The organism is Zobellella iuensis, assembly GCF_016746085.1.
GTDB lineage: Bacteria > Pseudomonadota > Gammaproteobacteria > Enterobacterales > Aeromonadaceae > Oceanimonas > Oceanimonas iuensis.
In genome coordinates, this window is the sequence record NZ_JAERTZ010000023.1 from 46,007 (window position 1) to 64,748 (window position 18,742).

An 18,742-nucleotide genomic window follows, 5' to 3' on the forward strand; every position below is an offset into this window, starting at 1 on the left:
ACGCCACGAGTACATCCCTGTAGGCTCGGACATGCCATCCCTGGCATGTCACGGTCGGTGGAGCAGCCCCCTTTGTCCTCCTTTGGGCTTCTCAGCCGACTGAACAATCCGCTTCGTCCAGCAGCACCATAAAGGCCTCATAGGGCTGCAGCTCCAGCTCGCCGCGCCAGTGGTCGCGGGGGGCGTAGTTGCTGATCAGCACCTCTCCCGCCTGCTGCTGCAGCGCGTCGGGCAGGGCAAGGCTGGCGCGGCCGGCGAAGAAGTTGCACAGCACCAGCAGCAGTTGGTCGCCGAGCCGGCGCTGGTAGGCGAACACCCGCGGGTGCTCGCTCAGCAGCGGCTGGTAGTCGCCGTACACCAGCACCGGATGGGCCTTGCGCAGGCGGATCAGCCGCTGGTAGTGGTAGAAAACGGAGTACGGATCGTCCAGGGCGGCGGCCACGTTGATCTGGTCGTGGTTGGGGTTGACCTCGATCCAGGGCGTGCCCCGGGTAAAGCCGGCGTTGGCCTCGCCGCTCCACTGCATGGGGGTGCGGGCGTTGTCCCGGCCGTTGGCGTGAATGCCGGCCAGCATCTGCTCATGGGGCACGCCGGCGGCGGTGCGCTCCCGGTAGAGGTTGAGGCTCTCGATGTCCCGGTACTGGTCGATGCGCTCGAAGCGCACGTTGGTCATGCCGATCTCCTCGCCCTGGTAGACATAGGGCGTGCCCTTGAGGCCGTGCAGGGCGGTGGCCAGCATCTTGGCGGACTCGACCCGGTAGCGCCCCGGGTCGCCGAACTTGGACACCGCCCGGGGCAGGTCGTGGTTGTTCCAGAACAGGGAGTTCCAGCCGGTGTCGGCCAGGCCCAGCTGCCACTTGTCGGTGATGGCCTTGAACGCCGCCAGGCTGAAGGGCCGGCTGCGCCACTTGCCTTCTTCCTCGTCCCAGGTCTGGGTGATGTGCTCGAACTGGAACACCATGGACAGCTCTTCCCGCGCCGGATCCGAATAGAGCTTTGCTATCTCGGGGGTGGCGCTCCAGGTTTCGCCCACGGTGAGCTGGTCGCGCCCGCCGAAGGTGGCTTTGTTCATCTCCTGCAGCAGCGGGTGCAGGCGGGCACCGTTGGTCATGATCTGGGCGTCCACTTCCTTGCCGATAAGATCGATCACGTCCATGCGAAAGCCGCCGATGCCCTTGTCCAGCCACCAGTTCATCATCTTGTGTACCTTGGCCTGCACCCGGGGGTTTTCCCAGTTCAGATCCGGCTGCTTGCGCGAGAACTGGTGGAAGTAGTACTCGCCGGTCGCCTCGTCGTATTCCCAGCCGCTGCCGCCGAAGTAGGAGCGGAAGTCGTTGGGCGGGCCGCCGGCCGCCGCCGGCCGGCGCCAGATGTAGAAGTCCCGGTAGGGGTTGTCGAGGGAGCGGCGCGACTCGACAAACCAGGGGTGTTCGTCGCTGGTGTGGTTGACCACCAGATCCATCAGGATGCGGATATCGCGCTGGCCGGCCTCGGCGATCAACTGCTCCATCTCGGCCAGGGTGCCGAACTCGGGGGCGATGTCCTGGTAGTCGGAAATATCGTAGCCGTTGTCGTCCATCGGCGAACTGAACACCGGCGACAGCCAGATGACGTTGACGCCGAGCCGCTGCAGGTAGTCGAGCCGCTGCACAATGCCCGCCAGATCGCCGATGCCGTCGCCGTTGGCGTCCATAAAGCTGCGCGGGTAGATCTGGTAGACCACGGCGTCGTGCCACCATTTTTTGTCTGTTGCTGGGTTCATGTCCGGTTCCGTCTCAAAAAGTGAAAGCAATCAATGCTGGGCGGTGGGCAGCAGGCGGTCGAAGGCCCGGCCCTCGCGATCGAACAGGTAGCAGCAGGCCGCCGGCAGGCGGATGCCGACCAGGGCGCCCGCCGCTATGGGCGAACGCTCGGCGTTGCGCACCACCCAGGGCTCGCCGGCGTTGCCGTTGTCGAGGTAGAGGTAGGTCTCGTTGCCCATGTGCTCGACGAACATCACCTCCCCCTGGTACTCGCATTGCTCGAGGTCGCCCCACTGGACGTGCTCGGGGCGGATGCCGAGGTTGACGCTCTGGCCTTCGGCCTCGGCCGGGGTGGCGATGGGCAGCGCCAGGGTCTTGCCGTTGTCGAGTTCGACCAGGCTCTGCTCGGCCCCGGCACGCTTGAGGATGGCGGGGATCAGGTTCATCTTGGGCGAGCCGATGAACTGGGCCACGAATTCGTTGGCCGGGTGGTCGTAGAGTTCGAGCGGGGTGCCCACCTGTTCGATGTTGCCCTTGTTCAGCACCACGATGCGATCGGCCAGGGTCATGGCCTCTACCTGGTCGTGGGTCACGTAGATGATGGTGGAGCCCAGCCGTTGGTGCAGGGTGGCGATTTCCATACGCATCTGCACCCGCAGCGAGGCGTCCAGGTTGGACAGGGGCTCGTCGAACAGGAACAGCTTGGGCTCGCGCACGATGGCGCGGCCGATGGCCACGCGCTGGCGCTGGCCGCCGGACAGATCCTTGGGCTTGCGCTCCAGCAGGGGCTCGAGCTGCAGGATCCGGGCCGAGTCGCGCACCTTCTGGTCTATCTCCTGCTTGGGGTGGCCGGCCAACTCCAGGGCGAAGGCCATGTTCTGGTACACGCTCATGTGCGGGTAGAGGGCATAGGACTGGAACACCATGCCGATGCCGCGCTCGGCGGGGGTGTCGTCGTTGACGTACTGGCCGTCGATGTACATGCTGCCCGCGCTGATCTCCTCCAGCCCCGCTATCATTCTGAGCAGGGTGGACTTGCCGCAGCCCGAAGGCCCGACGAACACCACGAACTCGCCGCTGTTGATCTGCAAGTCCAGCGATTTGATCACCTCGGCCGCCTTGCCGTAGCGTTTTTGCAGTTTTTCCAGTGTTAATTGCGCCATGTTGTTACATCCTGTTTTCCGAGAGGCGGGAAGCCCCGCCCCAGCTTGATGACAAAGTCCATTACCTGCTTTTTGCCAGACATTTCCCTTTATCACCCCGGTTCAACTGCCGTCATCTCCGCGAAGGCGGAGATCCATGACATATGGCACTGGACTCCCGCCTTCGCGGGAGTGACGACAGAGAACGGCTAAGGTTTGTCAGCAGCCTGAGACTGGGCCCCGCCCCGGCCTTACTTGAGGTAATCCAGATAGGGCCGCTGGCGGTCTATCATCAGGTCGACCATTTCCGGGATACGGCGGCACTTGTCGTTGACCGAGTCCACCAGCAGCGCCTGGATCACCAGATCCCGCGAGCCCTGCAGCACCGCCTCGGCGGTGAGGTCGTGCACCGCCACCTGGTTGCAGAGCAGCCCCGCCACCCCGGCCGGCATGTCCAGCCGGATGCCGTGCACGCCCTTGCGGTCGATGATGGCCGGTACTTCCACCGCCATAAACTCGGGCAACTGGCGGATAAAGCCCTGGTTGGGGATGTTGACCGCCCCTTCCTCGTAGCCGGCGTCGGTGAGCATGCCTTCCATGATGGGCACCACCCGCTCCTTGAGCTTGAGTTCAATCACCGGCTCTACCTGGCCCAGGTAGTTGCGGTAGAAGCTGTAGAAGTCGAGGATGCCGCGGTGGTCGCTCACCTCATGGGCCCAGCGGATGTACTCGCCGAAGTGGCTGTCGCCGGTGATGGGCAGGTGGTGGAACTTCTCGAGGATTTCCCGGAACAGGGTGCGATCCGCCCAGGGGTAGCGGCTGTCGGCGCCGCCCAGGGCGTCGCGCTCGGTGCTGCCCTCGGTGTCCACCAGCTTGCCGTGGGTGCGGGTGTATTCCAGGATGTCGCTGTAGCCCGGCAGTTTCTCGAAATAGCCCGGCGCCTTGGCGCGGATGTCGGCGTAGGCGTCCTTGCCGCTGTCCCGGTAGCTGGCCTCGAGCAGCACGCTGAAGTGGTTGAGGCCGCCGGCGCGCAGGGCCAGGTTGCTGAAGGGGGTGTCCAGCATTTCCGGCAGGTAGCGTTCCAGGGAGGCGATTTCGTGGCACATGCCGACGAAGTTGAGCCCGGGAAAGCGGCGGTGCACCGTGGTGCAGATCCGGCTCATGGGATTGGAGTAGTTGAAGGTCCAGGCATCGGGGCAGATGTCGGCGATATCGGCGCAGATCTCCAGGATCGGCGGTATGATGCGCAGGGAGTGGAACAGGCCGCCGGGGCCGCCGTTCTCGCCGTAGACCTGCTGGATGCCGTACTGCAGCGGGATCTGCCAGTCCTGATCCCAGAGCGCGAAGCGGTCGCCCACCTCGATGGAGATGATCACGAAGTCGGCACCCAGCAGCGCGGCCTTGCGATCCACGGTGGCGCTGACGGTGAAGGGCAGGTCCCGGGCGGCGAGAAAGTCGCGGGCGGTCTGCTCGGTGGCCGCCAGGGCGCGGGGGTTGATGTCGTGCAGCACGATTTCGCTGCCGGCCAGGGTGGCGCTCTGGAAGATGTCACCCAGGGTGCCGTAGCCGAACTGGGCGCTGCCGGCGCCGATCAGGACGATTTTGGTAGCCATTCGTTTTCTCCTTTTTCAGACACTGTTGTTAAGTGGATCAACCCTTGACCGCACCGCTGGTCAGGCCGCTGACGATGCGTTTCTGGAAAATCAGTACCAGCACGATGATCGGCAGCGTCACCACCACCGAGGCGGCCATGATGCTGCCCCAGGGCAGTTCGTACTGGGAAGCGCCCTGGAACATGCCGATGGCCACCGGCACGGTGCGCTTGCCGCTCGAGATCACAAAGGTGAGCGCGAACATGAACTCGTTCCAGGCGCCGATAAAGGCCAGCAGGCCGGTGGTGACCAGCGAGGGCCCCATGATGGGCGCGAAGATGCGGGTGATGATCACCCAGGTGCTGGCGCCGTCGACGATGGCCGCCTCTTCCAGCTCCACCGGCATGGATTTCATAAAGGTGGTCAACACCCAGACGGTGAAAGGCAGCGAGAAGGTGGTGTAGGACAGCACCAGGGCGCCCAATGAGTCGTACAGCCCCATAAAGCGCACCAGCTCGAACATGCCCGACAGCACCGCCACCTGGGGAAACATGGACACGCACAATATGGTGAACAGCAGGTACTTGCGCCCGCGGAAGGAGATCCGCGCCAGGGCGAAGGCGGCGGTGATCGACACCAGCAGGCACAGCCCCACGGTGACGGTGGCCACCAGCACCGAGTTCAGCAGGCTGCGGGCGATGCCGTTGTCCACCAGGGCGCCGATGTAGTTGTCCCAGTGAAAGCCCGAGGGCAGGTAGTTGGCCAGAAACAGCTCCTGGCCGGTGCGCAGCGAGGTGAGCACCGCGTAGTAGAAGGGGAACACGCAGATCAGGCCGGCCAGGGCGGCGCCGGCGTAGATCAGGCCCTTGTGGCCCCATTCCCGTTGCTGACGACCGAGCTTCATGCCTTGTTCTCCTTGTCATTGAAACGGCCCACGTAGAGGAAGCAGGCGGCGATGCCGGCCACCATCATGAACACCAGTACCGAGGCGGCGGAGCCGAAGCCCATTTCCTGGTAGCTCACCATCTGATCCCGGGCGTAACCGGAGATGGAAATGGTGGCCTCGCTGTTGGAGGTGAGCACATAGATGAGGTCGAATACCCGCAGCGCATCCATCACCCGGAAGATCAGCGCCACGATCAGCGCCGGCATGATCAGCGGCAGGGTGATGCGCCAGAAGCGCTGCCAGGCGTTGGCGCCGTCGACCCGGGCCGCCTCGTACAAATCCTTGGGGATCAGCTGCAGCGCGGCCAGCAGCATCAGCGCCATAAAGGGGGTGGTCTTCCATACGTCCGCCATCACCACCGCCCACATCGACAGCGACGGGCTGGCTATCCAGGCCAGGGGCTGGTCGATCAGGCCGGCGCGCAGCAGCAGATCGTTCACCACCCCGAACTGGTCGTGGAACATCCAGCCCCACATCTTGGCGGTGACTATGGTGGGAATGGCCCAGGGCACCAGTATGGCGGTGCGCACCAGGCCCTGGCCGCGGAAGGTCTGGTTCATCAGCAGCGCCAGCAGCATGCCCAGCACCAGCTCGAGCGACACCGACACCCCGGTGAACCAGAGGGTGTTGCCCACCGCCTGCCACCACAGGGGATCGGCCAGCACGCCGTAGGCGCCGCTGTCGGTCAGCTCCAGGTAGTTGGCCAGGCCGACGAAGTTGTATTCGTGCGGCGCGTCCAGGGCGGCATCGGTCAGGCTGTAGAACAGGGTGCGCAACAGCGGCCAGCCGGCCACCGCCGCCAGCAGCAGCAGCGCCGGGGCGACCAGCACCCAGGCGACGCGGGCGCGCCGCTGCTGGTGGTTGAGCTTGCGCCGCCCCGCCAGGCCGGGCGCCGCCGCGTTCGCGGCCGCCTTGGCGCGCTCCGTCGGGGTCAGGGTCTTGGTGTAGTGTTCCATGGATTACTCCGTGTCATTCAGATCGGCAGGGAAAGCGGGCCGCACGCGGCCCGCCCGGGCATCAGCGCCACTCCTTGCCCTTGATACGTTCCAGCCGCGTCTGCAGATCCGCTACCGCCTGTTCGCCGCTGCTGCGCCCGCTCAGCACGTTGTAGGTGGCGTTGTAGATGGCGTTGGACACCCGGGCATACTGGCCCTTGGTCTGGGTGGCCGGCCGCGGCCGGGCATTGGCGAAAATGTCCCTGAATTCGGCGAGGTAGGGCGCCATGGCCAGCACTTCCGGATCCTCGTACAGGGCCACGCGCGAGGGGGCGACCCCGACCAGTTGCAGCGCCTTCTTCTGGGCCTCGGCGTCGCTCACGATTTTCAGCAGGGCCACCGCCGCCTCGGGGTTCTTGCTGTAGGCGCTCACCGACCACTGCCAGCCGCCCAGGGCGGCCACCGACTCGCCCTCGGCCCCGCTCGGCAGCGGCATTACTCCCACCTTGCCCTTGACCGGGCTGTTGTCGGCCTGGGCCAGCACATAGGCATAGGGCCAGTTGCGCATAAACAGGGCGCCGCCGTTCTGGAACACGGCGCGGGCCTCTTCCTCCATGTAACCGAGGGCGCCCTGGGGCGCTATGGTGCCGACCCAGCCGGCGGCCATGTCCAGGGCCTGGGCGGCGCGGGCATTGTCGATGGTGACCTGGCCGTCGCTGTCGACGAAGTCGCCGCCGCCATGGGAGGCCACCCACTCCAGGGCGTTGCAGGTCAGTCCCTCGTAGGACTTGCCCTGGAATACCAGGCCCCAGAAGTTACGCTGGCCGGCGGCCCGCTCCCCTTCCTGGATGCGGGTGGCGATGCGGGTCAGCTCCTCCCAGCTGGCGGGCGGCTGCTCGCCGTATTTTTCCAGCAGATCCTGGCGGTAATAGAGGGCGCCGGAATCCAGGAAGGCCGGCACCGCCTTGACCCGGCCGTTGACGATGTTGTTCTGCCAGGCGCCGGGGAAGAAGTCGGCTTCCAGCTCGGCCACCTGCTCGGTCAGATCCAGGGTGTGGCGGTCGAGCAGGCCCACCCAGACGGTGTCGGCCTGGAACAGATCCACGGCGTTGCCGTCCCGGGCGGCGAACAGCTGCTGGAACAGGCCCAGTTTTTCGTCGGACGACGGCGGAAACTCGATAAATTCCAGGGTATGGCCGGTCTGCGTTTCGAAGCGCTCCTTCACATAGTCGCAAAACTCCTTGCCGGCGCCGGTGGGCGCGCATTCCATGCGCAGGGTATCGGCCTTGGCCGCGTTCAGGGATGCGGCCACCAGGGCCGCCACCATGCCGAGCGTACGTACTTTCATCTTGACCTCTCTTCTTCCTGATTGGAGGGATAAGGGATGGTGTTAACCATCCGTTAACTTTAGCTGTGTCCATCCTAGAGGAGACGGAGAGATAAAAAGAAATGCTTTATTTCATGATCAATATAGAAAACATCTATATCAAAAGGGACCTTAGTGATCCGTTTCACAGTTCTGGCCCACTGCCGTCCACGGCCAGGTGCGGATCTGTGATCGCACCGCAAAAAATCCTGCGCCCTGGGCTTGGTCCTGCCCCGACGCCGGACATCATCATTACCCGAAGCTATATTTTTAAAGCGCTTTGGTTCGAAGGATTGACAAAAATGGCCAGGCTTTTAAGCTCTGCGATAGAAAGTATCTATCACCAACAAGGACGTATCGTGGACAAGCTGTTGCGCCAGTTTATCGAGGTGGGCACCCTCAAGAACGTCAGCCATGCGGCCAACCGGTTGTGCCTGAGCCAGCCGACCCTGACCCACAACATGAAGAAGCTGGAAGAAAACCTGGGGGTGCAGCTGCTGGTACGCAGCTCCAGCGGGGTGACCCTCACCGAATACGGCGAGCTGCTGCTGGAGCAGGCGCGGATGATGCAGCGCATCTACGACAATACCCTGATCAGGATGGACCTGCTCAAGGAGCGCCAGGAGCAGAGCCTGAAGATAGGCACCGGCCACGCCTGGTGGCACATGTTTCTGCGGCAGAGCTTCGAGGCCCACCGCCGCCAGTACCCCACCGCCAATGTCCATATCGATCTGGGCAACCACCTGCGGCTGATGGATCTGCTGCTGAGCGGCGATATCGATCTCTTTATCGGCCACGAGATCCAGGGGCTCAACCCCAAGGCCGGGGTCAGCTTCCTGCCGCTGCTGAGTTCGACCGATGCCTGCTATGCGCGCACCGGCCATCCGCTGCGCGGGCGCACCGTCGGCCCGGAGGAGCTGCTGGCCTACCCCCATATCGAACTCACCCCCGATGAAAGCCGCTACCAGCACGTGATGGAAGACATGCAGCCCAAACGCCGGGAGCGGCTGCAACTGCACATGACCGAGCGGGTGGTCTATTCCACCAACTCCGTCGCCACCGCCGTGGACATGCTGGCCGCCACCAACGGCATCATGGTGTTCCCCAGTTGCATGCAGGATTATTTCGCCCGCTTCGAGGTGCTCCCGCTCAGGCTGAAAGAGCCCCTGCGCAAGGGCATAGTGGGCATTTACCTGATGAGGGAAAAAGGGGAAGACCCGCATATCGCGCAGGTGATCGAGCTGATACGCGGGCATATGGAGCAGAACCGCCATCTGCTGGAATAACGAGGGGCCATGCCGGCCCCTTCGCTTGATGACAAAGTCCATCCTCCGCTTTTTCGCCAGATATTTCCCTTTATCAATGCGGTTAAACTGCCGTCATCTCCGCGAAGGCGGAGATCCATGACATAGTGCACTGGACTCCCGCCTTCGCGGGAGTGACAACAGAGAACGGCGGGAGTGACAACAGAGAACGGCGAGGGTTTGTAAGCAATCTGAAGGGCCATGCCGGCCCCTTCGCTTATCGGTCTTCGGCTACCAGCCGTTCCAGGCCGCCTGCCGCCACCAGTTGCTGGTAGAGCGGCCTGGCCTTGCCCGGCCCCAGCACCAGCTGGTGCTCGCCACCGGCCCCCGCCACCAGGGCGCGTACCTCGCCCAGCTGCGCGATGCGCGCCCTGTCGAGCAGGCCCTCGTTGTGCAGGCACACCCGGACACGGCTGGCGCAATAGCGCAGTCGCGCCAGGTTCTGTTTGCCGCCCAGGGCGCCCAGCAGCGCCTCCGCCAATGGTTTATCTTCCATCACCGCCTCCTGAATCAAATGGGATCTTGCCACCGGGATCATAGCGAGGGACATTCGGATAAATAAAATCGATTTTTACCGGCTCAACATAGATGTGCTCTATATTGAGCCGGTCCGGGCTCAGCCCTGCTGGCTTTGCACCTGCAGGGGGGCCCAGGTGTCGGTTTCAAAAGGCGCGAACCAGCTGAGGCAGATTTCCCCATGCAGTTCACTGAGGGCTATCTGTACCAGGTCGATAAAATCGTGCAGCCGATCGGGTTCGCCCGCCAACTTGTCGATGCAGGCCCCGCTCAGCAACCGTTGGCAGCGTTCCGCCGCCGCCAGCGCCGGCTGGTGTCGCGGCAGGCTGGCCAGCTCCCGCGACAGCTGGTCGATACAGCAGGCCACCGCCCTGGGGAAGGACTCGTCCTGCAGCAGGAAACGCAGCACATCGGGCCCGCGCACCGCCAGCCGCACCTGCTGGCGGTACATCTGGTAGCCACTCAGGGATTTCAGCACGCTCATCCACTGCAGGGTTTCGAACGGCTTGAGATCCTCGGCGCTGCGCGGCAACAGGTTGGCCGAGCGCACGTCTATGATGCGGGTGGTCATGTCGGCCCGCTCCAGCTGCCGGCCCAGGCGCAGGAAGGTGCGCACCTGGGTGTGGCTGAGGGTGCCGGCGATGATGCCGTTGACGGTTTCGCAGCTGCGGATGACCCGGGTGAGAAAAGCGTCCCGCTTGCGGGGCGCCAGGCCCTGGGCCTCCAGCTTGCAGATCCCCAGATACAGCTGGTTGACTTCCTCCCAGATGCTGTTCGGCATCACGTCCCGGGTGGTGCGCAGGTTCTCCCGCGCCGCCGCCAGCGACGACAGTATGGAGCCCGAATAGCGCCGGTCCATGCACAGGAAGTTCAGCACGCTGACTTCGTCCGGCTCCTGGTAATGCTGGTTGAACAGCGCCTCGCTGCCGGTGATGGTCACCAGCGACGACCAGCCCAGGCTGGTGGCCTGGGGGAAGTCCAGCAACAGGTGGCTGTTCACGCTGATCAGGCGCGCCGTGTCTTCGGCCCGTTCCAGATAACGGGCCAGCCAGTAAATGTTTTCAGCTACTCTCGACAGCATGATCAGTTCCCTCCCACGTCTACTATCCAGGTGTCCTTGCTACCTCCACCCTGGGAGGAGTTCACCACCAGCGAGCCCTTGGTCAGCGCCACCCGGGTCAGGCCGCCCATGGTCACGTAGGTCTGCTCGCCCGAGAGGATGAAGGGCCGCAGATCCACGTGGCGCGGCTCCATCTCGTGCTCGCACAGGGTAGGCGAGGTCGACAGGGCCAGGGTGGGCTGGGCCATGTAGTTACGCGGATTGGCCTTGATCAGCTCGGCAAACTGCTTCTGCTCGGCGGCGGTGGAGTGAGGCCCGACCAGCATGCCGTAACCGCCCGACTCGTTGGCGGGCTTGACCACCAGCTTGTCGAGATTGGCCAGCACATAGTCGCGATCCTGCTCGAACATGCACAAATAGCTGGGCACATTGGGCAGCAAGGGCTCCTCGCTCAGGTAGAAACGGATGATCTCGGGCACGAAGGCGTAGATGACCTTGTCGTCCGCCACCCCGGCGCCGGGCGCGTTGGCCAGCGCCACCTTGCCCCGGCGCCAGGCCCGCATCAGGCCGGGCACGCCCAGCATGGACTCCGGGTTGAAGGCTTCCGGATCGAGGAACATGTCGTCGATACGGCGGTAGATCACGTCCACCCGCTTGAGGCCGTCCACGGTGCGCATATACACGCAGTCGTCGTCCAGCACCACCAGATCCGGCCCTTCCACCAGCTCCACCCCCATCTGCTGGGCCAGGTAGGAATGCTCGAAGTAGGCGGAGTTGTAGATGCCCGGGGTCAGCACCACGATTTGCGGATCCTCTCCCGGCCGGGGCGACATGCTGGCCAGCATGTCGTAGAGCTGGGCCGGGTAGTCGTCCAGGGGCTGGATGCGACCGGTGGCGAACAGCTCCGGCAACACCCGCTTGGTGACGTTGCGGTTCTCCAGCATGTAGGACACTCCCGAGGGCACCCGCAGGTTGTCCTCCAGCACGTAGAGGGTGCCGTCCTTGTCGCGCACCAGATCCGAGCCGCAGATATGGGCCCACACCCGGTGCGGCGGCGTGATCCCCACGCACTGGGGCCGGAAGTTCACCGACTGGGCCAGCACCTCGGCGGGCAGTATCCCCTCCTTGACGATACGCTGCTCGTGATAGAGATCATCGATAAAGAGGTTGAGCGCCTTGACCCTTTGCTTCAGGCCGGCGGCGGTTTTTTGCCATTCATTCAAAGGGATGATGCGCGGCACTATGTCGAAGGGCCAGGCCCGGTCGATCATATTGCCCTCGGTATAGACGGTAAAGGTGATACCCATGGCCTGGATGGCCACTTCCGCGGCCGCCTTGTGTTCGGCAAGCTCATGGGGAGCGAGTTGCGCCAGGTATTCACACAACATCTTCGCTTCCGCCCGGGCAACGCCCGGCTGGGCAATCAGCTCATCGTAAAATCCGTTGCACGCATAGTTATGCCAGTTCGCTTTGCTCATAAGCGTGATTCCCGATATTTTTTTGTTTGGATGAGAAATGCTCGCTAACCCATCCCCTACATCACTACTGCATCTAAACAGATGCTTAATCGATAAAGCAACCGGCATGCCAACCTTTGGCACTTTCAATGGAACCCTACTTTAATAACCGTATTTTAATTATCCTCCCGTGATTCATTGCACCAATACAGCTCACCTTCCTGGAGGTCATCACCAAAAAGGGTCAATGTAATTATATTGCTATAGGAGAGCCTATCTTTTGTTAAGGTAGCGGCACCCTCATCAGACCACCACACGGACTCAAATGCACCAAAATGATCCCCCTAGAACATATTAATGCACCCTAAAAGCGCACCTTCCTATACAGGATACGGATATTGAATATAGGCCTGTCGATATTGATAACACCATTTACCCCATCCGCGAAATCAAAAAAACCACAAAAGTGTCATCAAGATCACACCCCAGCGGGAGTCATGATGAAGTTTTTATTCTTTTTAGCCATAGCGCTTGCCTTTTAAAACGCCTGCGGCAAAAGTGGAACATCTGCCGTAAAAAAGCAGGCACATTAATTGCTTAAAAACAGAGCCTGCTTCTGCACTGTTATTTTAATCTTCACCCACAGATCGGACCGAGCCTATGACTATTCGCGTTGCACTCAAGCATGTCACCCGCTATGACTTCGATAAACCGGTTTCGCTGTCTCCCCACTTGGTTCGCCTGCGGCCCGCGCCCCATTGCCGCACCCCGATTGACGCCTATTCATTGAAAGTGTCGGGCGGCGAGTATTTTATCAACTGGCAGCAGGACCCCTTCGGCAACCACCTGGCCCGACTGGTGTTTCCGGAAAAGCTTTCCCACCTGCAGGTAGAGGTGGAGGTGATAGCGCCGCAGACGGTGATCAACCCCTTCGACTTCTTCGTGGAAGACTACGCCAAGGCCTTCCCCTTCGACTATCCCGAGGCCCTGAGCAAGGAGCTGGCACCCTACCTGGAAGCCGATGACGCCGGCCCGCTCGTGCGGGACTGGCTGGCGAGCGTCGACCGCCGACCGCGGCCGGTGGTCGACTTCCTGGTGGCGCTCAACCAGCGGCTGCAGCAAGATATCGACTACAACATCCGCATGGAGCCCGGGGTGCAGAGCCCGGAAGAAACCCTGTCGCTGCGCCGGGGCTCCTGCCGGGATTCGGCCTGGCTGCTGGTACAGATATTTCGCCATCTGGGGCTGGCGGCCCGCTTCGTGTCCGGTTATCTCATCCAGCTCACCGCCGACGTCAAGGCCCTCGACGGCCCTTCCGGCGCCGAGGCCGACTTTACCGATCTGCACGCCTGGACCGAGGTCTACATTCCCGGCGCCGGCTGGGTTGGGCTGGACCCCACCTCGGGCCTGTTCGCCGGCGAGGGCCACCTGCCCCTGGCCGCCACCCCCGAGCCCTCCAGCGCCGCCCCCATCTCCGGCTTTACCGACGAGTGCGAGGTGACATTCGGTTTCGATATGCAACTGACCCGCATCCACGAGGATCCGCGGGTCACCAAGCCCTACAGCGACGAACAGTGGCAGGCCATCCTCGCCCTGGGCGAGCAGGTGGACGAACGGTTGCAGCAGCAGGATTTGCGCCTGACCATGGGCGGCGAGCCCACCTTCGTGTCCATCGACGACATGGACGCCCCCGAGTGGAACACCGACGCCCAGGGGCCCACCAAACGGCGGCTGGCGGAAGGCCTGCTGCGCCGGCTGCGGCCCCACTTCGCCCCCGGCAGCCTGGTGCACTACCAGCAGGGCAAGTGGTACCCCGGCGAACCCCTGCCCCGCTGGGCCCTGGCCTGCTACTGGCGCAAGGACGGCCAGCCGGTATGGCGGGACGATCGCTGGCTGGCGGACATCGACAAGCACTACGCCGTCACCCCCGAGCACGCCCGGCTGTTCGGCCAGGCCCTGGTCAAGCGCCTCGGCATCGCCGACAAGTGGCTGATCCCCTGCTTCGAGGACGCCTACTACTACCTCTGGCTGGAGCAGCGCCAACCGGTGGACGTGGAGCTGCGCGGCGAAAACCTCAAGGACGAAGAAAACCGCCGGCGCCTGGCCCGGCTGCTGGAGCGGGGGCTGGACGAGATCACCGGCTTCGCCCTGCCGCTGCTGCGGGATCAGGGCGGCCAGCGCTGGCGCACCGGGCCCTGGCCGGTGCGGCGCGAATCCCTCTATCTGATCCCCGGCGACTCGCCCATGGGCCTGCGCCTGCCGCTGTCGTCCCTGCCCCTGGCCGGCCGCGAAGACCAGCCCCAGCCCACCAGCCTGTTCGAGCCCAGGCCGCCGCTGCCGGATTTGCACGGCGAGGTGGCCAGCCGCTACAGCGCCTGGCAGCGCCAGTTCGAGGTGGGCGGCCACCACCAGCCGGCGCCGGGCCAGCAGTGGCAGGAGCAGCAGGCGGAGCAAAACAACGGCACCATCCACACCGCCCTCTGCCTGGAGCCGCGCGAGGGCAAGCTGTTCCTGTTTATGCCGCCCCTGCCCCGGCTGGAGGATTACCTGGCGCTCTTGGCCGCGGTGGAGCAGACCGCCGCCGCCCTGGAGCTGCCGGTGTGCATCGAGGGCTATGCCCCGCCGGCGGACCCGCGCCTGGAGAAGTTTATGATCACCCCGGACCCGGGCGTGATCGAGGTGAACATCATGCCCGCCAAAAGCTGGCCCGAGCTGGTGCGCAACACCGAAATCCTCTACGAAGAGGCCCGCCTGTCCCGCCTGGGCACCGAGAAATTCATGCTCGACGGCCGCCACACCGGCACCGGCGGCGGCAACCACGTCACCCTGGGGGGCGAAACCCCGGCGGATTCGCCCTTCCTGCGCCGGCCCGATCTGCTGGCCAGCCTGCTCGGCTACTGGCAGCACCACCCCAGCCTGTCCTATTTGTTCAGCGGCCTGTTCATGGGGCCCACCAGCCAGGCGCCGCGCATCGACGAGGCCCGCCACGAGGCCCTGTACGAACTGGAGATCGCCCTGCAGCAGATGCCGGTGGGCGAAGTGCCCCAGCCCTGGATGGTGGACCGGCTGCTGCGCAACCTGCTCACCGACATCACCGGCAACACCCACCGCGCCGAGTTCTGCATCGACAAACTCTATTCCCCGGACAGCCCCACCGGCCGGCTCGGGCTGGTGGAGCTGCGCGGCTTCGAGATGCCGCCCCACGCCCGCATGAGCCTGATGCAGCAGCTGCTGATCCGCGCCCTGGTGGCCCGCTTCGCCGCCGAGCCCTATCGCCGTCCGCTGGTGCGCTGGGGCACGGCGCTGCACGACCGCTGGCTGCTGCCCCACTATATTTGGGCCGACCTGCTCGACGTGCTCACCGATCTGCGCCGCCAGGGCCTCGACTTCAACCCCGAGTGGTTCGCCCCCTTCCTGGAATTCCGCTTCCCCCACTACGGCCAGGTCTGCTACGACCAGGTGCAGCTGGAGCTGCGCCAGGCCATCGAACCCTGGCATGTACTGGGCGAGGAGGTGAGCGGCGGCGGCACCGCCCGCTACGTGGACTCCTCGGTGGAGCGGGTGCAGGTGAAGCTGTCCGGCTACAACCCGGCCCGCCACGTGCTCACCTGCAACGGCCGGCGGGTACCCCTTACCCCCACCGGGGTCAACGGCGAGGCGGTGGCCGGGGTGCGCTACCGGGCCTGGCAGCCGGCCTCGGCGCTGCATCCGCTGATCCCGGTGCAGGCACCGCTGGTGTTCGACCTTGTCGACAGCTGGAACCAGCGCTCCCTCGGCGGCTGCACCTACCACGTGTCGCACCCGGCCGGGCGCAACTACGAGAGCTTTCCGATCAATGCCAACGAGGCCGAAGCCCGTCGCCTGGCCCGCTTCTGGGCCATGGGCCACAGCCAGGGGACGGTGGTGATACCGCCGGAAAGCCCCGCCGGTGAATACCCCCATACCCTGGATCTGCGACGCCACTACAGATCCGCGGGCGATGCCAGTCTATAATCCCGTGCAGATGCACAATACCGCCGGCCGCATCCCCCGGATGCGGCCGGCCTTTACCCGGTAACCGCCATGCTCGATCCCAACACCTTCAGCGCCGAACTGCAGACCCTGCTGGCCAACTACGCCGGCAAGCTGCTGCAGTCCGACGGTCCCGGCCACGACGAACTGCTGAGCGATCAGCAGCGCATCCGCGCCCACTGGCAGCCGGTGCTGGACGAACTGAGCCAGCTCGGCGCCCAGGCCCTGGTCGGCCGCTGCGAAGAAGCCCAGAACCTGCTGCACGAAAACGGGGTGACCTTCAACACCTACGAAGACGATCCGGGCCGGCTTCGTTCCTGGCAGCTCGACTGCCTGCCCTATGTCATCGGCCCCCAGGAATGGGAGCGGCTGGAGCAGGGCCTGATCCAGCGCACCCGGCTGCTGGAAGCCCTGGTGGCGGATCTTTACGGCGAGCGGCGCATGCTGACCGAAGGCCTGCTGCCGCCCGAACTGATCTACACCCACCCGAGCTACCTGTTTCCCGCCGCCGACGACACCCCGCCGCCGGAGCGGCCGCTGGTGATCTTCCACGGCACCGATCTGGTACGCAGCCGCGACGGCGACTGGCTGGTGCTGGGCGACTGGACCCAGTCCCCCTCCGGCACCGGCTACGCCCTGGAAAACCGCATCACCCTGGCCCGCGCCCTGCCCAACCTGTACCGGGAAGCCCCGCTCAAGCGCCTGGCCGGCTTTCTGCAGGCCCAGCTGCGCAGCCTGGCGGCGCTGTGTCCCAACCAGCGCGAGCAACCCAACATAGTGCTGCTCTCGCCCGGCCCCGGCAGCCCCGGCTACTTCGAGCACGCCTGGCTGGCCAACTACATGAACTGTTCGCTGGTGGAGGGGGCCGATCTGGTGGCGCGCGACGGCCAGGTGTCCATGCGTACCCTGGGCGGGCTCAAGCAGGTGGACGTCATACTGCGCCAGATCAACGACCCCTGGTGCGATCCCCTGGAGCTGCGCGGCGATTCCCTGCTGGGCGTGCCCGGCCTGATGCAGGCGGCGCGCAACGGCGAGGTGGCCATCGCCAACGCCCTGGGCGCCGGCATCCTGGAGCACCCGGCCCTGGCCGGCTACCTGCCGCAGCTGTGCCGCCGCCTGCTGGGCGAGGAGCTGCTGCTCAAGGGCCGCGAGAGCCGCTGGTGCGGCGACGCCGAAAGCCTGGAGCAGGTACTGGCCGAGCCCGGCCGCTGGTGGCTGCGCGACGTCAAGGCCCCGGCCCAGCCGATCCGGCCGGAGACCCTGTCCCCCCACGAACGGGATCTCCTGTACCGGCGCATCCGCCGCCAGCCCCATTTGTTCGTGGCCCAGGCCCGCATCGAGGCCGCCACCGCCCCGGTGTTCAACGTCAAGCGCCGCCAGCTCGAGCCGCAGCCGGTCAACCTGCGGCTGTTCAGTCTGGTGGAGCCCGACGACATCCGCAAGCCGCTCGGCGAACGCCACTACCGCATCATGCCCGGCGGCCTGGCCTGGGTGGGGGAGCCCGGCACCCCGCTGATGGAGAGCCGCATGGTGAAGGACATCTGGGTGCTGGCGCCGGTGCCCCAGCCCCATATCAGCCTGCTGCGCCAGGCCCATGGTCCCATAGTGGTCACCCGCGACGGCCAGGATCTGCCCTGCCGGGTGGCCGACAGCCTGTTCTGGATGGGCCGCTACGGTGAGCGGCTGGACATCCGCTCCCGGCTGCTGCGCGAAGCCTTCGCCCGGTTGCTGCAGGAAGATCAGGACGAGTCGGGCGACAGCCTGATCCCGGACCTGTTCACCGCCCTGGAGCTGCCCTACCCCAGCCCCGAGGAGCTGGCCGAGCTGCACCTCAAGCAACCCGCCCGGCAGCGCTTCAAGCAGGACTACATCTTCCTGCGCCACCGGCTGCTGGAGCTGTTCAGCGAGGAGCACCCGGACGGCATGCCCTGGCTGTTCAGCCACTTCCTGCGCAACTGCCGGGCGGTGCGCGACCACCTGGGCGACGATGCCTGGCGCACGGTCAACAGCCTGCGCCAGAAGTTCAACGACATGCCCCGCGACCAGGGGGCCATGGGCGGCCAGCGCCACCTGGAGGGAGTGGTGACCGACCTGGCCGCCTTCTTCGGCCTGTGCAACGAGACCATGCCCCATCACTACGGCTGGCGCTTCCTCGATCTGGGCCGCTTCATCGAACGCATCGTCTGCAGCCTGGAGCTGCTCAAGCTCGCATTGCTCACCGCCCGCCGACCGGGCATCCCGCTGTGGGAAGTGGTGCTGGCCACCACCGACAACCTGACCGTGTACCGCCGCCGCTACCGCTCCCAGCTGCACCCCTCGGCCATCCTCGATCTGCTGCTGTTCGACGAGACCAATCCCCGCTCGGTGGGCTATATGCTGCGCCGGTTGGAGCGCCAGATAGAGCGGCTGCCCCAGCCCGAGCCCAGCCCCTACCGCAACCTGGAAACCCGGCTGGTGATCCAGGCCTCGAGCGCCCTGCACCTGGTGGACATCAACCGGCTGAGCGATCTGGAACACTCGAGCGAGGCCAGGGAAGTGCTGACCGAACTGCTGGACAGCCTGCTGGCGCCCCTTTCAGAGCTGTCCAATGCCATCTCCCACAGCCATTTCAGCCATGCCGAGGCGCCCCGCCAGCTGGTGACCATGCAAAAATCCGTTTAGGTTGAGCCAT

The 18,742-nt window shown here is 64.7% G+C and carries 12 protein-coding genes; 3 read left to right on the forward strand and 9 right to left on the reverse strand.

The window, feature by feature from the left end:
• Positions 1–91: 91 nt before the first annotated feature.
• From JKV55_RS10610 to JKV55_RS10635, 6 genes are all read right to left on the reverse strand, one after another.
• Positions 92–1,762, reverse strand: coding sequence for a glycoside hydrolase family 13 protein (locus tag JKV55_RS10610; protein ID WP_202085045.1), 1,671 nt, complete (start codon positions 1,760–1,762; stop codon positions 92–94).
• 30 nt (positions 1,763–1,792) lie between these two features.
• Entirely contained in the window at positions 1,793–2,905 is a 1,113-nt protein-coding gene (locus JKV55_RS10615) for an ABC transporter ATP-binding protein (protein ID WP_202085046.1), read from the reverse strand.
• A gap of 230 nt (positions 2,906–3,135) precedes the next feature.
• Positions 3,136–4,497, reverse strand: coding sequence for a family 4 glycosyl hydrolase (locus tag JKV55_RS10620; RefSeq protein ID WP_202085048.1), 1,362 nt, complete (start codon positions 4,495–4,497; stop codon positions 3,136–3,138).
• A gap of 37 nt (positions 4,498–4,534) precedes the next feature.
• On the reverse strand, positions 4,535–5,380 hold the full coding sequence (locus JKV55_RS10625) for a carbohydrate ABC transporter permease (RefSeq protein WP_096779310.1): 846 nt from the start codon (positions 5,378–5,380) through the stop codon (positions 4,535–4,537).
• A complete protein-coding gene (locus JKV55_RS10630; RefSeq protein WP_202085050.1) occupies positions 5,377–6,378 on the reverse strand; it encodes a carbohydrate ABC transporter permease in 1,002 nt (333 codons plus the stop codon). The genes JKV55_RS10625 and JKV55_RS10630 overlap by 4 nt, the downstream gene beginning before the upstream one ends.
• 61 nt (positions 6,379–6,439) lie before the next feature.
• A complete protein-coding gene (locus JKV55_RS10635) occupies positions 6,440–7,705 on the reverse strand; it encodes an ABC transporter substrate-binding protein (protein WP_202085052.1) in 1,266 nt (421 codons plus the stop codon).
• Positions 7,706–8,025: 320 nt separating this feature from the next.
• Here JKV55_RS10635 and JKV55_RS10640 point away from each other — a divergent pair, with 320 nt between their 5' ends.
• Complete coding sequence (locus JKV55_RS10640) at positions 8,026–9,009, forward strand: LysR family transcriptional regulator (RefSeq protein WP_237332813.1); 984 nt, start codon at positions 8,026–8,028, stop codon at positions 9,007–9,009.
• A 235-nt stretch (positions 9,010–9,244) separates the two neighbouring features.
• Here the strand turns inward: JKV55_RS10640 and JKV55_RS10645 are convergent, their stop codons facing one another.
• The 3 genes from JKV55_RS10645 to JKV55_RS10655 all read right to left on the reverse strand — a co-directional run bounded on the left by JKV55_RS10645 (position 9,245) and on the right by JKV55_RS10655 (position 12,081).
• A complete protein-coding gene (locus tag JKV55_RS10645) occupies positions 9,245–9,523 on the reverse strand; it encodes a PTS sugar transporter subunit IIB (protein WP_202085054.1) in 279 nt (92 codons plus the stop codon).
• 120 nt (positions 9,524–9,643) lie between these two features.
• Positions 9,644–10,624, reverse strand: coding sequence for an alpha-E domain-containing protein (locus tag JKV55_RS10650; RefSeq protein ID WP_202085056.1), 981 nt, complete (start codon positions 10,622–10,624; stop codon positions 9,644–9,646).
• A gap of 2 nt (positions 10,625–10,626) precedes the next feature.
• On the reverse strand, positions 10,627–12,081 hold the full coding sequence (locus tag JKV55_RS10655) for a circularly permuted type 2 ATP-grasp protein (protein ID WP_237332814.1): 1,455 nt from the start codon (positions 12,079–12,081) through the stop codon (positions 10,627–10,629).
• Positions 12,082–12,720: 639 nt separating this feature from the next.
• On the opposite strand from JKV55_RS10655, the gene JKV55_RS10660 reads away from it, so the two are divergent.
• Entirely contained in the window at positions 12,721–16,053 is a 3,333-nt protein-coding gene (locus tag JKV55_RS10660) for a transglutaminase family protein (RefSeq protein ID WP_202085058.1), read from the forward strand.
• Positions 16,054–16,122: 69 nt separating this feature from the next.
• On the forward strand, positions 16,123–18,732 hold the full coding sequence (locus JKV55_RS10665) for a circularly permuted type 2 ATP-grasp protein (RefSeq protein ID WP_202085060.1): 2,610 nt from the start codon (positions 16,123–16,125) through the stop codon (positions 18,730–18,732).
• Positions 18,733–18,742: the final 10 nt, after the last annotated feature.

What these genes read in the sequence shown, in the direction of transcription:
- JKV55_RS10665 (WP_202085060.1), top strand. Translation starts at nt 16,123, where the DNA reads ATGCTCGATCCCAACACCTTCAGCGCCGAACTGCAGACCCTGCTGGCC.
- JKV55_RS10620 (WP_202085048.1), bottom strand. Translation starts at nt 4,497, where the DNA reads ATGGCTACCAAAATCGTCCTGATCGGCGCCGGCAGCGCCCAGTTCGGC.
- JKV55_RS10660 (WP_202085058.1), top strand. Translation starts at nt 12,721, where the DNA reads ATGACTATTCGCGTTGCACTCAAGCATGTCACCCGCTATGACTTCGAT.
- JKV55_RS10610 (WP_202085045.1), bottom strand. Translation starts at nt 1,762, where the DNA reads ATGAACCCAGCAACAGACAAAAAATGGTGGCACGACGCCGTGGTCTAC.
- JKV55_RS10630 (WP_202085050.1), bottom strand. Translation starts at nt 6,378, where the DNA reads ATGGAACACTACACCAAGACCCTGACCCCGACGGAGCGCGCCAAGGCG.
- JKV55_RS10655 (WP_237332814.1), bottom strand. Translation starts at nt 12,081, where the DNA reads ATGAGCAAAGCGAACTGGCATAACTATGCGTGCAACGGATTTTACGAT.
- JKV55_RS10625 (WP_096779310.1), bottom strand. Translation starts at nt 5,380, where the DNA reads ATGAAGCTCGGTCGTCAGCAACGGGAATGGGGCCACAAGGGCCTGATC.
- JKV55_RS10650 (WP_202085056.1), bottom strand. Translation starts at nt 10,624, where the DNA reads ATGCTGTCGAGAGTAGCTGAAAACATTTACTGGCTGGCCCGTTATCTG.
- JKV55_RS10615 (WP_202085046.1), bottom strand. Translation starts at nt 2,905, where the DNA reads ATGGCGCAATTAACACTGGAAAAACTGCAAAAACGCTACGGCAAGGCG.
- JKV55_RS10645 (WP_202085054.1), bottom strand. Translation starts at nt 9,523, where the DNA reads ATGGAAGATAAACCATTGGCGGAGGCGCTGCTGGGCGCCCTGGGCGGC.
- JKV55_RS10635 (WP_202085052.1), bottom strand. Translation starts at nt 7,705, where the DNA reads ATGAAAGTACGTACGCTCGGCATGGTGGCGGCCCTGGTGGCCGCATCC.
- JKV55_RS10640 (WP_237332813.1), top strand. Translation starts at nt 8,026, where the DNA reads ATGGCCAGGCTTTTAAGCTCTGCGATAGAAAGTATCTATCACCAACAA.